Consider the following 15,472-nt stretch of genomic DNA (forward strand, 5'->3'; position numbering starts at 1 on the left):
CCCCCCCCGCCCCCACCCCACCCCGTCCACATCCCAAGACCACCCAGAAACCAAGTCGCCGACCCACCCCCCTCCTCCCATACGCTTGTCCCGTGACCCCCGTCGAGCTTTCCCGCACCGTGCTGCGCGCCATGCGCCATGCCGTTGACGCGGGCGAGCTGTGCGTGGACGTGCCGGAGCGTGTGAAGGTCGAGCCGCCCCGGCCCGGCGGGTGTGGGGACTACGCCACCAACCTCGCCCTGCGGGTCGCCCGCGACGCCGGAAGGCCCCCCCGGGAAGTCGCCGAGCTGCTCTCCCCGTGGCTCGCCGCCGAGGCCGGGATCGCCGGGGTCGACATCACCGGGCCCGGCTTCCTCAACATCACCCTCGCGGGCGCGCCCGCCGAGGCCCTCGTACGCGACATCCTGCGCTGCGGGGAGTCCTACGGGCACGTCCGGCCCGACACCGGCGCGCTCGCCCAGCTCCACACCCCCCACGAAGTCCGCGCCGTCGTCGTCGCCGACAGCGCCCGCCGCATCCTGCGCTCCCAGGGAGTCCTCGTCCGCGTCACCTCGGACGCGGCGCCCGACCGGGAGTGGGTCGACACCCTCGGCGTACGCGTCGACGCGTACGGCCGTCCCCCGGAGCCGCTCCCCACCCTGCGGCCCGTGCCCGCCCCGGCCGACCCCCTCCGCCTCGGCCGCGACGCCGGCCGCTGGGCCCTGCTGCACCCCGCCGCCCACGACCACCCCCGCATCACGCCCGAGCAGGGCGGCGACGAGCACCTCGCGCAGCGCGAGACCAACCCCCTCTTCCGGGTCCGCTACGCCCACGCCCGCTCCCGCGCCCTCACCCGCAACGCCGCCGCCCTGGGCTTCGACTCCGCGCCGGGGCCCCTCCAAAGCCCCGCCCCCGACGAGGCCGCCTCGCACGAACTGCTCGGGCACCTCGCCGCCCACCCCCCCGTCCTCGCCGCCGCCGCCCGCGACCGCGCCCCCGACCGGCTCGCCCGGCATCTCGTCGCGATCGCCGATGGCCTGCTCGCGTACCAGCACACCGTCCTGCCCCTCGGTGACGAGAAACCCTCGGCCGCCCACCGTGCCCGGCTCGCCCTCGCCGAAGCCGCCGGGACGGTGCTCGCCGGTGGCCTGTCCCTGCTCGGCGTCAGCGCACCCGACTACCTGTGACACCGTCATACGTGACACCGTGAGAGACGAGACGACCGAGCCATGAGCCGTTCCGCACACCCCGCAGGGCCCCGCCACGCCGACGTCCTGACCGAGGGGCACTACAGCGCTCCGCCGACCGACCTCAACGCCCTGGACGCCAAGGTCTGGTCCCGCACCGTCACCCGCACCCCCGAGGGCGTCGTCAGCATGGGCGGCATCGAGGTGACGCGGCTGGCCGAGGAGTTCGGCACCCCCGCGTACTTCGTCGACGAGGCCGACTTCCGCGCCCGCTGCCGCGCCTGGCGCGACGCCTTCGGGCGCGAGGCCGACGTCTTCTACGCCGGCAAGGCGTTCCTGTCGCGGGCCGTCGTGCGCTGGCTGCACGAGGAAGGCCTCAACCTCGATGTGTGCAGCGGCGGCGAGCTGACCACCGCCCTCGACGCGGGCATGCCCGCCGAGCGCATCGCCTTCCACGGGAACAACAAGACCGAGGACGAGATCCACCGCGCGATCGAGGCCGGCGTCGGGCGCATCGTGCTCGACTCCTTCCAGGAGATCGTGCGCGTCTCGCACATCGCCGAGCGGCTCGGCCGGCGCCAGCGCGTGCAGATCCGGGTGACCGTGGGCGTCGAGGCCCACACCCACGAGTTCATCGCGACCGCGCACGAGGACCAGAAGTTCGGCATCGCGCTGGCGGGGGGACAGGCCGCGGAGGCCGTGCGGCGCGCCCTCACGCTCGACGGGATCGAGCTGATCGGCATCCACTCGCACATCGGGTCGCAGATCTTCGACATGGCGGGGTTCGAGGTCTCCGCCCGCCGCGTGGTGCAGCTGCTCGCCGAGGTGCGCGACGAGCACGGCGTGGAGCTGCCCGAGATCGACCTCGGCGGTGGACTCGGTATCGCGTACACCCCGGAGGACGACCCGCGCGAGCCGCACGAGATCGCCAGGGCGCTGGGCGAGATCGTCACGCGCGAGTGCGAGGCCGCCGGGCTCCGCACCCCCCGCATCTCCGTCGAACCGGGACGCGCCATCGTCGGCCCGACCGCCTTCACGCTCTACGAGGTCGGCACCATCAAGCCCCTCGAAGGTCTGCGTACGTACGTCTCCGTGGACGGCGGCATGTCCGACAACATCCGCACCGCGCTCTACGACGCCGAGTACACCGTCGCCCTGGTCTCCCGCTCCTCCGACGCCGAACCCATGCTCGTGCGCGTCGTCGGCAAGCACTGCGAGAGTGGTGACATCGTCGTACGCGACGCGTTCCTGCCGGCCGACCTCGCGCCCGGCGACCTGATCGCCGTCCCCGCGACCGGCGCGTACTGCCGCTCCATGGCGAGCAACTACAACCACGCTCTTCGCCCGCCCGTCGTCGCCGTCGAGGGCGGCGCGGCGCGGGTGATCGTCCGGCGTGAGACGGAGGAAGATCTCCTGCGTCTCGACGTCGGATGACGAAAAAGATGAAATAGATGTCTCAGGATCCGGACATTGGACGGAAAGTCCGTTCCGGTGGGTGAGACTGGGACCACCGTAGAAGTAAGAGAAGTGAGGTCGGATGATGCGTACGCGTCCGCTGAAGGTGGCGCTGCTGGGCTGTGGGGTTGTCGGCTCAGAGGTGGCGCGCATCATGACGACGCACGCCGACGACCTCACAGCCAGGATCGGCGCCCCGGTGGAGCTGGCCGGGGTCGCCGTCCGCCGCCCCTCGAAGGTGCGCGAGGGAATCGACCCGGACCTCATCACCACCGACGCGACCGCGCTGGTCAAGCGCGGTGACATTGACGTCATCGTCGAGGTGATCGGCGGGATCGAGCCCGCCAGGACCCTCATCACCACCGCGTTCGAGCACGGCGCCTCCGTCGTCTCCGCGAACAAGGCGCTCATCGCGCAGGACGGCGCCGCGCTGCACGAGGCCGCCGCCGAGCACGGGCGGGACCTGTACTACGAGGCAGCCGTCGCCGGTGCCATCCCGCTGATCCGGCCGCTGCGCGAGTCCATGGCGGGCGACAAGGTCAACCGCGTCCTCGGCATCGTGAACGGCACCACCAACTTCATCCTCGACGCCATGGACACGACGGGGGCCGGGTACCAGGAGGCCCTGGACGAGGCCACCGCGCTCGGGTACGCCGAGGCCGACCCGACCGCCGACGTCGAGGGCTTCGACGCCGCCGCCAAGGCCGCGATCCTCGCCGGCATCGCCTTCCACACGCGCGTACGCCTCGACGACGTGTACCGCGAGGGCATGACCGAGGTGACCGCCGCCGACTTCGCGTCCGCGAAGCGCATGGGCTGCACCATCAAACTCCTCGCCATCTGCGAGCGGGCCGCCGACGGCGAGTCGGTCACCGCGCGCGTGCATCCCGCGATGATTCCGCTCAGCCATCCGCTGGCCTCGGTCCGCGAGGCGTACAACGCCGTGTTCGTCGAGGCGGAGGCCGCGGGACAGCTCATGTTCTACGGGCCCGGCGCGGGCGGCGCGCCCACCGCGTCCGCCGTCCTCGGCGACCTCGTCGCCGTCTGCCGCAACAAACTCGCCGAGACCACCGGACCAGGCGACTCCGCGTACACCCAGCTGCCCGTGGGCTCCATGGGTGAGGTCGTCACGCGCTACCACATCAGCCTCGACGTGGCCGACAAGCCGGGCGTGCTCGCCCAGGTCGCGACGGTCTTCGCCGAGCACGGCGTATCGATCGATACGGTCCGTCAGACGGGCAAGGACGGCGAGGCCTCCCTCGTCGTCGTCACCCATCGCGCGCCCGACGCCGCCCTCACCGGCACCGTCGACGCGCTGCGCAGACTCGACACCGTGCGTGGTGTCGCCAGCATCATGCGGGTTGAAGGGGAGTAAGCAGCAATGAGCCACCAGTGGCGCGGAATCATCGAGGAGTACCGGGACCGTCTCCCGGTCTCGGACACCACGCCGGTCGTGACGCTTCGCGAGGGCGGCACGCCGCTCGTACCCGCGCAGGTCCTCTCGGAGCGCACGGGCTGCGAGGTGCACCTCAAGGTCGAGGGCGCGAACCCCACGGGGTCCTTCAAGGACCGCGGCATGACCATGGCGATCACCAAGGCCAAGGAGGAGGGCGCGAAGGCCGTCATCTGCGCCTCCACCGGCAACACGTCGGCGTCCGCCGCCGCCTACGCCGTCCGCGCGGGCATGGTCTGCGCGGTCCTCGTCCCGCAGGGCAAGATCGCGCTCGGCAAGATGGGCCAGGCGCTCGTCTACGGCTCGAAGATCCTCCAGGTCGACGGCAACTTCGACGACTGCCTGAACCTCGCGCGCGCCCTCTCCGAGAACTACCCGGTTGCGCTGGTCAACTCCGTCAACCCGTTCCGCATCGAGGGCCAGAAGACCGCCTCCTTCGAGATCGTCGACGCCCTCGGCGACGCCCCCGACATCCACGTCCTTCCCGTCGGCAACGCCGGCAACATCACCGCCTACTGGAAGGGCTACAAGGAGTACGCGGCCGACTCGGTGTCGACGCGTACCCCCCGGATGTGGGGCTTCCAGGCCTCCGGTTCGGCGCCCATCGTGCGCGGCGAGATCGTCAAGGACCCCTCGACGATCGCCACCGCGATTCGCATCGGCAACCCCGCCTCGTGGCAGTACGCGCTCGCCGCGCGCGACGAGTCGGGCGGCCTCATCGACGAGGTGACGGACCGTGAGATCCTGCGCGCCTACAAGCTGTTGGCGTCCCAGGAAGGTGTCTTCGTGGAGCCCGCGTCGGCCGCCTCGGTCGCCGGTCTGCTGAAGGCCGCCGAGCAGGGCAAGGTCGACCCCGGCCAGCGCATCGTCTGCACGGTCACGGGCAACGGCCTCAAGGACCCGGACTGGGCCGTCGCGGGCGCCCCGCAGCCGGTCACCGTGCCGGTCGACGCGGCGACCGCGGCCGAACGCCTCGGCCTGGCGTAACCGCGGCGGAACCCGCGAGGAAGCGGCGAAACCCGCTCCTCAGCGGCGAACCCGCGCCTGTGCACAGGGGGGTGGCACAGGGGGCATACGACACGCATCGTGCGCCTCCTGTGCGCCCTATGTCGCCACAGAACCTTCCTTCGATAGGCTGTACCGAACCCGCCCCGCCGCATATGCCGCGGTGCCGCCGTTGTTCGCGGCCTTCGGGTCTTTCCGTACATGTGGCACGTACGAAAACTACGCAGCCTCACAAACACGCAGCTCAAGGAGAGTCATCGAGCGATGGCCGGTCCAGCGTTCCGCGCCGCCGCCGTCCGGGTGCGCGTCCCCGCCACCAGCGCCAACCTCGGTCCGGGCTTCGATGCCCTGGGCCTGTCGCTGGGTCTGTACGACGACGTGGTCGTCCGGGTGGCCGACTCCGGCCTGAACATCGACATCGCCGGAGAGGGCGGTGAAACCCTCCCGCGCGACGAGTCGCACCTGCTCGTACGCTCCCTGCGCACGGCCTTCGACCTGCTCGGCGGACAGCCGCGCGGCCTGGAGATCGTCTGCGCCAACCGCATCCCGCACGGCCGCGGCCTCGGCTCCTCGTCCGCCGCCATCTGCGCGGGCATCGTCGCCGCCCGCGCCGTGACGATAGGCGGCGAGGCCAAGCTCGACGACGCGGCTCTCCTCGAACTCGCCACCGAGATCGAGGGCCATCCGGACAACGTCGCCGCCTGTCTGCTCGGCGGTTTCACGCTCTCCTGGATGGACGGGGGAGCGGCGCGGGCGATCCGGATGGATCCCGCCGATTCCATCGTTCCAGTGGTCTTCGTCCCCGGGAAGCCCGTCCTCACCGAGACGGCGCGCGGCCTGCTGCCGCGCACCGTCCCGCACGTCGACGCCGCCGCCAACGCGGGCCGGGCGGCCCTGCTCGTCGAGGCCCTGACCAGGCGCCCCGAGCTGCTGCTTCCCGCCACCGAGGACCGCCTGCACCAGGAGTACCGCGCCCCGGCCATGCCGGAGAGCGCCGCCCTGGTGGAGCGGCTGCGCGCCGACGGTGTGCCCGCGGTGATCTCCGGCGCGGGCCCCACGGTCCTCGCGCTGGCCGAAGACAGTGCGGCCGACAAGGTCGCACGCCTGGCGGGAGAGGGCTGGGCGGCCAACCGCCTGGCACTCGACGCCAGAGGAGCGAGCGTGCTGCCGCTCGCGTCCTGACGCGGTGAACACAGGGATTTCGGGGTGTCCCGGTCCCGAGAGGGGGAATGTTTGTTGGATCCGGTAGTGTTAATCTCAAGTCTGCACCCGACCTCACCATGGCGAGGTGCTTTGTGTCCCCGTCCGGGACAACCATTCTTCCGGGAGCCTCCCAAACTGCTTCGTGCCCCGCACTGAGCGGTCCTGAGCACGCTCCGGAACCGGCGTGACCGAGCCGCGTGACACCGCACCTCAGTGGCACCGCACCGGGAATCGCCATCACCAATGAATTCTTCCGCCTCGTTGGCGGACCACCGCCCCGGCATGGTCCATACGCATAGGACCTCCGGACAGCACAACCGGTCGCCGAGCCAGACAGGCCGACGTCCGCTCCAGGGAAGGACCCTTCGTGAGCGACACCACCGATCTGATGGGCGTGACTGCCGACACGCCCGCCACGGACGCCTCCGCGGCGCCTGCCACCGGTGCTTCGGCCGGGTCCCGGCGGCGCCGCGGCACCGGCCTTGAGGGCATGGTGCTGGCGGAACTCCAGCAGGTCGCCTCGGGCCTTGGGATCAAGGGAACCGGGCGCATGCGCAAGAGCCAGCTGATCGAGGTCATCAAGGAGGCGCAGGCAGGGGGCGGAGCCCCGGCGAAGAGCGCCGCGCCCTCCGGCGACACCGCCGAGACCAAGCCCAAGCGCCGGGCCACCTCGAAGGCCCGTACGGGCGAGGACGCCGCGGAGAGCGCCGGGAAGCCGAGCAAGGCCGTCAAGGCGGAGAACGCCGAGAGCGGCAAGGCCGAGAAGGCCCCCGCCCAGCAGCAGATCGACATCCCCGGTCAGCCCGCCGGCGGCCCCGCCCGCACGAGCGACGCCGAGCGCGGCGGAGACGACCAGCCCGCCGGTGAGCGCCGCCGGCGCCGGGCCACCGCCGACGCGGGCAGCCCGGAGACCGTCACCGCCGAGGCGAAGGCCGAGCCCAAGGCCGAGGCCAAGGGCGACGCGTCCGGCGACAAGGGCGGCGACGGCTCGGGCGGCGACAACGCCGAGGGCCGCCGCGACCGCCGTGACCGCCAGGGCCGCGGCCGTGACCGCGACCGCCGCGGCAACAAGGGCGACGAGCAGCAGGGCGGCGGCCGTCAGGACCGCCCCGACCGGCAGGATCGCCAGGACCGTCAGGACCGCCAGCAGCAGGGTGGCGGCGGCCGTCAGGACCGGCAGGACCGTCAGCGTGACAACGGCCCGCAGGATGACGACGACTTCGAGGGCGGACGCCGTGGCCGCCGCGGCCGCTACCGCGACCGCCGTGGCCGTCGCGGCCGCGACGAGCAGGGCTTCGGCAACGAGCCGCAGGTCTCCGACGACGACGTCCTGATCCCCGTCGCGGGCATCCTGGACATCCTCGACAACTACGCGTTCATCCGTACGTCGGGCTACCTCCCCGGCCCCAACGACGTGTACGTCTCGCTGGCCCAGGTCCGCAAGAACGGCCTGCGCAAGGGCGACCACGTCACCGGCGCGGTCCGCCAGCCCAAGGACGGCGAGCGCCGCGAGAAGTTCAACGCGCTCGTCCGCCTCGACTCGGCCAACGGCATGGCGGCCGAATCCGGGCGCGGGCGACCGGAGTTCAACAAGCTGACGCCCCTTTACCCGCAGGACCGGCTCCGCCTGGAGACCGACCCGGGCGTGCTCACCACCCGCATCATCGACCTCGTCGCGCCCATCGGTAAGGGGCAGCGCGGTCTGATCGTGGCCCCGCCGAAGACCGGCAAGACCATGATCATGCAGGCGATCGCCAACGCGATCACGCACAACAACCCCGAGTGCCACCTGATGGTCGTCCTGGTCGACGAGCGTCCGGAAGAGGTCACCGACATGCAGCGGTCGGTCAAGGGCGAGGTCATCTCCTCGACCTTCGACCGCCCGGCCGAGGACCACACCACGGTCGCCGAGCTGGCCATCGAGCGTGCCAAGCGGCTGGTGGAGCTGGGCCACGACGTCGTCGTGCTGCTCGACTCGATCACGCGTCTGGGCCGTGCCTACAACCTGGCGGCGCCGGCCTCCGGCCGCATCCTGTCCGGTGGTGTCGACTCGACGGCGCTGTACCCGCCCAAGCGCTTCTTCGGTGCCGCGCGCAACATCGAGGACGGCGGCTCGCTGACCATCCTCGCGACCGCGCTCGTCGACACCGGCTCCCGCATGGACGAGGTGATCTTCGAGGAGTTCAAGGGCACCGGCAACGCCGAGCTGAAGCTCGACCGCAAGCTCGCGGACAAGCGCATCTTCCCGGCGGTGGACGTGGACGCGTCCGGTACCCGTAAGGAAGAGATCCTGCTCGGCAGCGACGAGCTGGCCATCACCTGGAAGCTGCGCCGTGTGCTGCACGCGCTCGACCAGCAGCAGGCGATCGAGCTGCTCCTGGACAAGATGAAGCAGACGAAGTCGAACGCCGAGTTCCTGCTCCAGATCCAGAAGACGACCCCGGCTCCGGGCAACGGCAACGACTGACCTGGTGCGGGCGCCTGGAACAAGGTGACCGGAAAGGGCCGGTCCCGTCATTCGACGGGGCCGGCCCCTTCTGTTTGCCGAGACCTTGGCCACACGGCTAAGAGATCCTCACGGTCGCCGACGGCAGCGCCGTTCGGTACGAAAGCGCTGGTGAAGGGCTGAAAAGGGGGCAGCAGGGGGCACGCTGGGTAGCGAGGTGAACCCGGGGCGCGCACAGGGCGCCGTGCAACCCTTCTTCCGGATTTCCCGTCTGACAAGTGACGGAAAGCCACGCTTGACCCTGAAATCAGGGGGTATCCGACCGACGAGGACTGAGGGGCGCATGACCGACGAGAGCAGAGCCGCCGCCGCGGGCAGGCGGGGAAAGCGCGGCCGCCGCCGCAAGCCGCGCGACAAGCGCAAGAAGGTGCTCGTCCTCTCGGCATGGGCCGCGGCCTCGGTGGTCGTCCTCGGCGGCACGGGCCTCGGCGTCGTCTACTTCAAGCTCAACGGCAACATCAAGGGCGTGGACATCAACGCCGCCCTCGGCACGGACCGGCCCGCGGACATCGACAACGGCTCCCAGGACATCCTCGTCCTCGGCTCCGACTCCCGCTCCGGGAAGAACGCCAAGTACGGCAAGGACGAGGGTGCCGCCCGCTCCGACACGGCGATGATCGTCCACGTCTACAAGGGCCACAAGAAGGCCAGCGTCGTCTCCATACCCCGCGACACCCTCATATCCAGGCCGGACTGCACGACCGACGAGGGCAAGGACGCGCCGGGTGCCCAGCGGCAGATGTTCAACACGGCGTACGAGGTCGGCGGCCCCGCCTGCGCCGTCAAGACCGTCGAGAAGATGTCCGGCATCAGGATGGACCACTACGTCGAGGTGGACTTCACGGGCTTCAAGAAGCTCATCGACACCCTCGGCGGCGTCGACATCACCACCAAGAAGGACATCCGCGACAAGGACAGCCACCTCGACCTGGACGCCGGCACCCACACCCTGAACGGTGAGCAGGCGCTCGGCCTGGTCCGCACCCGCCACGGCGTCGGCGACGGCAGCGACCTCGGCCGCATCCAGCTCCAGCAGGCCTTCATCAAGGCCCTGCTCGACCAGGTCAAGGACGTCGGAGTCTTCAGCAACCCCAAGAAGCTGTTCGACCTGGCCAACGACGCGACCAGCGCCATCACCACCGACTCCGACCTGAACGACGTCAAGAGCCTCGCGAGCTTCGCGAACGGCCTCAAGGGCATCGGCGCCGGTGACATGAAGATGGTCACGCTGCCCATCCAGTACGACCCCGCCGACCCCAACCGCGTCCTGCCCCTGGAGGAAGCCGACCAGCAGGTCTGGGACGCCCTCAGGGCCGACAGGGCCATACCCAAGTCCGCCACCGAGAAGTCGGCCGGCGACAAGGGCGACGTGGGCGCCGTGGTGGCCGGTCACTGACCCGGCCCGGAACCCGCCCGGAATAGAACGGCACCTACCCCCGTTTTGGGAGATACGGCCGGTCCTGGCAGACTGGTACGTCGGCCCCGGTTCACGTACGAGCAATCCGCGCGTACGACCCGGCGCCCTCCCGAAACTAGGAGACACCTTGAAGCGCGACATCCACCCCGAGTACGTCGAGACCCAGGTCAGCTGCACCTGCGGCGCCGAGTTCACCACCCGCAGCACGATCTCCAGCGGCACCGTCCGTGCCGAGGTCTGCTCCGAGTGCCACCCGTTCTACACGGGCAAGCAGAAGATCCTCGACACCGGTGGCCGCGTGGCCCGCTTCGAGGCCCGCTTCGGCAAGGCCGCGGCTGCCAAGAAGTAGCGAGCCACTGCGCCGGTCATCGGCCGCCCTCGGGAGGGGGTGGCCGGGACCGGCGCTTTTGCCGTCCCGCAGCCAATTCGCGTAGAACCTCGCGCGGAGAACCTTCGCGCAGAAAACCAGGAGCCCCCGATGTTCGAGGCGGTCGAGGAACTGATCGGCGAACACGCCGATCTCGAGAAGAAGCTCGCCGACCCGTCGGTCCACGCCGACCAGGCCAACGCGCGCAAGCTCAACAAGCGCTACGCCGAGCTGACCCCGATCGTCGCGACGTACCGCTCCTGGAAGCAGACCGGGGACGACATCGAGACCGCCCGCGAGCTGGGAGCCGACGACCCCGAGTTCGCCGCCGAGGTCAAGGACCTGGAGCGCCGCCGCGAGGAGATCACCGAGAAGCTGCGGCTGCTGCTCGTGCCCCGGGACCCGTCCGACGACAAGGACGTCATCCTGGAGATCAAGGCGGGCGCGGGCGGCGACGAGTCCGCCCTGTTCGCCGGTGACCTGCTGCGCATGTACCTGCGGTACGCTGAGCGCGTCGGCTGGAAGACCGAGATCATCGACTCCACCGAGTCCGAGCTGGGCGGCTACAAGGACGTCCAGGTCGCCGTGAAGACCAAGGGCGGCCAGGGCGCCACCGAGCCCGGCCAGGGCGTCTGGGCCCGGCTGAAGTACGAGGGCGGCGTGCACCGCGTGCAGCGCGTGCCCTCCACCGAGTCGCAGGGCCGCATCCACACCTCCGCCGCCGGCGTCCTGGTGACGCCCGAGGCCGAGGAGATCGACGTCGAGATCCACGCGAACGACCTCAGGATCGACGTCTACCGCTCCTCGGGCCCCGGCGGCCAGTCCGTCAACACCACCGACTCCGCGGTGCGCATCACGCACCTGCCCACGGGCGTCGTCGCCTCCTGCCAGAACGAGAAGAGCCAGCTCCAGAACAAGGAGCAGGCCATGCGCATCCTGCGCTCCAGGCTGCTCGCGGCCGCCCAGGAGGAAGCGGAGAGCAAGGCCGCGGACGCCCGCCGCAGCCAGGTCCGCACCGTCGACCGCTCCGAGAAGATCCGGACGTACAACTTCCCCGAAAACCGGATCTCGGACCACCGCGTCGGCTTCAAGGCGTACAACTTGGACCAGGTGCTCGACGGCGAACTCGACGCGGTCATCCAGGCGTGCGTCGACGCGGACTCCGCGGCCAAGCTCGCGGCAGCCTGACGCCCCCATCCCTCGTACGACCTGTCCCGGAGGACCAGCGTGCAGCAACATATTGGGGGGCGACCCCCAAACCCCCGCAGCGTGCTGCTCGCGGAAGTGGCCCAGGCCACCCAGCGGCTGGCCGACGCCGGCGTGCCCTCGCCGCGCAACGACGCGGAGGAGCTGGCCGCCTTCGTGCACGGCGTGAAGCGGGGCCAGCTGCACACCGTCAAGGACGCCGACTTCGACGCCCGCTACTGGGAGACGATCGCGCGCCGTGAGGCCCGCGAGCCGCTCCAGCACATCACCGGGCGCGCCTACTTCCGCTACCTGGAACTCCAGGTCGGACCCGGCGTCTTCGTGCCGCGCCCGGAGACCGAGTCGGTGGTCGGCTGGGCCATAGACGCGGTGCGCGCGATGGACGTCGTCGAGCCGCTCATCGTCGATTTGTGCACCGGTTCCGGCGCCATCGCGCTCGCCCTGGCCCAGGAGGTGCCGCGCTCGCGCGTGCACGCCGTGGAGCTGTCCGAGGACGCCCTGAAGTGGACGCGCAAGAACGTCGAGGGGTCCAGGGTCAAGCTCGTCCAGGGCGACGCCCTCGACGCGTTCCCCGAGCTGGACGGCCAGGTCGACCTGGTGGTCTCCAACCCGCCGTACATCCCGCTCACCGAATGGGAGTACGTCGCCCCGGAGGCCCGTGACTACGACCCCCAGCTCGCCCTGTTCTCCGGTGAGGACGGACTCGAACTGATCCGCGGTATCGAGCGCACCGCCCACCGGCTCCTGCGCCCGGGTGGCGTCGTCGTCATCGAACACGCCGACACCCAGGGCGGCCAGGTCCCCTGGATCTTCACCGAGGAACGGGGCTGGGCCGACGCGGCCGACCACCCCGACCTCAACAACAGGCCGCGCTTCGCGACCGCCCGCAAGGCGATGCCGTGACAATCATGACTTCAAGGCAGCAGTACGTGTACGAGGAGGCCCGCTAATGGCACGGCGATACGACACCAACGACGCGACCGACCGCTCGACCGGTCTGCGCGAGGCCGCGTCCGCCGTCCGCCGCGGCGAGCTGGTCGTGCTGCCCACCGACACCGTCTACGGCATCGGCGCCGACGCCTTCAGCCCGGAGGCCTGCGCCGACCTGCTCGACGCCAAGGGCCGCGGCCGCAACATGCCCACCCCCGTCCTCATCGGCTCCCCGAACACCCTGCACGGCCTGGTCACCGACTTCTCCGAGATGGCCTGGGAGCTGGTCGACGCCTTCTGGCCCGGCGCCCTGACCCTGGTCGCCAAGCAGCAGCCGTCCCTCCAGTGGGACCTCGGCGACACCCGCGGCACGGTCGCCATCCGCATGCCGCTGCACCCCGTCGCCATCGAACTGCTCACCGAGGTCGGCCCGATGGCCGTCTCCTCCGCCAACCTCACCGGGCACCCCGCCCCCGAGGACTGCGACGCCGCACAGGACATGCTGGGCGACTCCGTCTCGGTGTACCTGGACGGCGGCCCGACCCCCGGCATCGTCCCCTCCTCCATCGTCGACGTCACGGGCAGGGTGCCGGTGCTGCTCCGCGCGGGCGCCCTGGACGCGGACGAGCTGCGCAAGGTGGTACCCGACCTCGAGGTGGCGAATTGACCGCCCCTGAGACGGGGCGTGGCATAACGGGCTTCCCGGGCTCCGCGGGCACCTTCCGCATCCTCCACGTCAGCACCGGCAACGTCTGCCGCTCGCCGATCACCGAGCGGCTGACCCGGCACGCCCTGGCCGACCGCCTCGGCGACCCCCTCACCGGCGGCCTGATCGTGGAGAGCGCGGGCACCTGGGGCCACGAGGGCGCGCCCATGGAGACCAACGCCGAGACGGTCCTCGCCGACTTCGGGGCGGACCCCACCGGCTTCATGGGGCGCGAGCTGCTCGACGACCACGTCATCCGCGCCGACCTGGTCCTGACCGCCACCCGCGACCACCGGGCGCAGGTCATCTCCATGGGCCACTCGGCGGGCCTGCGCACCTTCACGCTCAAGGAGTTCACCCGGCTGGTGCGGGCCATAGACCCGACGACCCTGCCGGAGCCGGACGGCAACGGCGTGGTGGAGCGCGCCCGCGCCCTGGTGCGGGCCGCCGCCGCCCTGCGCGGCTGGCTGCTCGCACCCAACGTGGAGGCCGACGAGGTGTACGACCCCTACGGCGCGCCCCTGCCGTTCTTCCGGTCCGTGGGCGACGAGATCAACCAGGCCCTCGACCCCGTCGTGACGGCGCTGACCGGGGTGCCCGCACACATGTAGCCGCGGGCACGCGCGGGCCCGCGGTCACGGGCCTACATTGGATTCTGAGGTCACCCCCGCCAGGCCCCGGAGCCCACGATGCCGCTCAGCACGGTCAGCACCGCACCCACCGCCCACGAGGCGTCGTACACCGATCTCGACGCGCTGCGCCGACAGGACCCCGAGCTGGCCGACGTCCTCATCGCCGAGGCCGCCCGGCAGGCCGAGGGGCTCCAGCTGGTGGCCGCCGAGAACTTCACCTCGCCCGCCGTCCTGACCGCCCTCGGCTCCCCGCTCGCCAACAAGTACGCCGAGGGCTACCCCGGCGCCCGCCACCACGGCGGCTGCGAACTGGTCGACATCGCCGAGCGGATCGCCGTCGACCGCGCCAAGGCCCTCTTCGGCGCCGAACACGCCAACGTGCAGGCGCACTCCGGGTCCTCCGCCGTCCTCGCCGCGTACGCCGCGCTGCTGCGCCCCGGCGACACCGTCCTCGCGATGGGCCTGCCGTACGGCGGCCACCTCACGCACGGCTCGCCCGCGAACTTCTCCGGGCGGTGGTTCGACTTCGTCGGCTACGGCGTCGACGCCGAGAGCGGGCTGATCGACTACGACCAGGTGCACACCCTCGCCCGCAGCCACCGCCCCAAGGCGATCGTCTGCGGCTCGATCTCCTATCCGCGGCACATCGACTACGCGGCCTTCCGGGAGATCGCCGACGACGTGGGCGCCTATCTCATCGCCGACGCGGCGCACCCCATGGGCCTGGTCGCCGGGGGAGCGGCGCCCAACCCGGTGCCGCACGCCGACGTCGTCTGCGCCACCACCCACAAGGTCCTGCGCGGCCCCCGGGGCGGCCTCCTGCTGTGCGGGGCGGACCTGGCGGAACGGATCGACCGGGCGGTCTTCCCGTTCACGCAGGGCGGCGCCCAGATGCACACGATCGCCGCCAAGGCCGTCGCGTTCGGCGAGGCGGCGGCACCCGCCTTCACGGCGTACGCCCATCAGGTCGTCGCCAACGCGCGGACGCTGGCGGAGGGCCTGGCCGCGGGCGGGTTCGCGGTCACCACCGACGGCACGGACACCCACCTGGTGCTGGCCGACCCCGCGCCCCTCGGCGTCGAGGCGCACACCGCCCGGGGCAGGCTCGCGGCGGCCGGTATCGTCCTGGACACCTGCGCGCTGCCGCACGGCGAGGCCCGCGGGCTGCGCCTCGGCAGCGCCGCCGTCACGACCCAGGGCATGACCGCCCCCGAGATGGCACGGATCGCCGGCCTGCTGGCCGACGCGGTCCGTGACGCCGCGGAGATCCCGAACGTACGAGAAGAGGTCCGTGAACTGGCGGGGAGATTTCCGCCGTATCCGGGATAGGACGGGGTAGCCGCGTCAGGGACGCAGGCGCATTCGTGCAACCATCGTCGCTACCCGGAAGTCCCCAACCGTATGCGCGCAAAGCTAGGGTGTGGGG

Annotated in this window: 13 protein-coding genes; all 13 read left to right on the forward strand. The window is 71.2% G+C overall.

Going from position 1 to position 15,472, the window contains the following annotated elements; genetic code table 11:
* Nucleotides 1–92: 92 nt before the first annotated feature.
* The 13 genes from nrtL (at nt 93) to glyA (ending at nt 15,375) form a co-directional block, all read left to right on the forward strand.
* Nucleotides 93–1,166, forward strand: a complete 1,074-nt coding sequence (gene nrtL / locus IG54_RS0130940) for an ArgS-related anticodon-binding protein NrtL (RefSeq protein WP_030792088.1) — start codon at nt 93–95, stop codon at nt 1,164–1,166.
* 42 nt (nt 1,167–1,208) lie between these two features.
* Nucleotides 1,209–2,600: a diaminopimelate decarboxylase gene (gene lysA, locus IG54_RS0130945; protein WP_030792091.1), complete on the forward strand. Its 1,392-nt coding sequence runs from the start codon at nt 1,209–1,211 to the stop codon at nt 2,598–2,600.
* Nucleotides 2,601–2,703: 103 nt separating this feature from the next.
* Nucleotides 2,704–3,996: a homoserine dehydrogenase gene (locus IG54_RS0130950; protein ID WP_030792094.1), complete on the forward strand. Its 1,293-nt coding sequence runs from the start codon at nt 2,704–2,706 to the stop codon at nt 3,994–3,996.
* Between the two features lie 6 nt (nt 3,997–4,002).
* Nucleotides 4,003–5,061 carry a threonine synthase gene (gene thrC, locus IG54_RS0130955; RefSeq protein ID WP_030792097.1) on the forward strand — a complete coding sequence of 353 codons (1,059 nt, stop codon included), beginning with the start codon at nt 4,003–4,005 and terminating at the stop codon, nt 5,059–5,061.
* A gap of 282 nt (nt 5,062–5,343) precedes the next feature.
* Complete coding sequence (thrB, locus tag IG54_RS0130960; protein ID WP_030792100.1) at nt 5,344–6,261, forward strand: homoserine kinase; 918 nt, start codon at nt 5,344–5,346, stop codon at nt 6,259–6,261.
* Nucleotides 6,262–6,649: 388 nt separating this feature from the next.
* Entirely contained in the window at nt 6,650–8,749 is a 2,100-nt protein-coding gene (gene rho / locus IG54_RS0130965) for a transcription termination factor Rho (protein WP_030792103.1), read from the forward strand.
* A gap of 322 nt (nt 8,750–9,071) precedes the next feature.
* Complete coding sequence (locus IG54_RS0130970) at nt 9,072–10,184, forward strand: LCP family protein (RefSeq protein ID WP_030792106.1); 1,113 nt, start codon at nt 9,072–9,074, stop codon at nt 10,182–10,184.
* Nucleotides 10,185–10,332: 148 nt separating this feature from the next.
* Nucleotides 10,333–10,554, forward strand: coding sequence for a 50S ribosomal protein L31 (gene rpmE, locus IG54_RS0130975; protein ID WP_030792109.1), 222 nt, complete (start codon nt 10,333–10,335; stop codon nt 10,552–10,554).
* Nucleotides 10,555–10,683: 129 nt separating this feature from the next.
* On the forward strand, nt 10,684–11,760 hold the full coding sequence (gene prfA, locus IG54_RS0130980) for a peptide chain release factor 1 (RefSeq protein WP_030792112.1): 1,077 nt from the start codon (nt 10,684–10,686) through the stop codon (nt 11,758–11,760).
* Between the two features lie 81 nt (nt 11,761–11,841).
* Entirely contained in the window at nt 11,842–12,681 is an 840-nt protein-coding gene (prmC, locus tag IG54_RS0130985) for a peptide chain release factor N(5)-glutamine methyltransferase (protein ID WP_030792115.1), read from the forward strand.
* A 46-nt stretch (nt 12,682–12,727) separates the two neighbouring features.
* Nucleotides 12,728–13,375, forward strand: coding sequence for an L-threonylcarbamoyladenylate synthase (locus tag IG54_RS0130990; RefSeq protein WP_030792118.1), 648 nt, complete (start codon nt 12,728–12,730; stop codon nt 13,373–13,375).
* A complete protein-coding gene (locus IG54_RS0130995; protein ID WP_030792120.1) occupies nt 13,372–14,025 on the forward strand; it encodes a low molecular weight phosphatase family protein in 654 nt (217 codons plus the stop codon). Before IG54_RS0130990 ends, IG54_RS0130995 begins: the two co-directional genes overlap by 4 nt.
* Nucleotides 14,026–14,103: 78 nt before the next feature.
* A complete protein-coding gene (glyA, locus tag IG54_RS0131000; protein WP_030792122.1) occupies nt 14,104–15,375 on the forward strand; it encodes a serine hydroxymethyltransferase in 1,272 nt (423 codons plus the stop codon).
* Nucleotides 15,376–15,472: the final 97 nt, after the last annotated feature.

This window comes from Streptomyces sp. NRRL S-920 (assembly GCF_000717945.1).
Classification (GTDB): Bacteria; Actinomycetota; Actinomycetes; order Streptomycetales; family Streptomycetaceae; genus Streptomyces; species Streptomyces alboniger.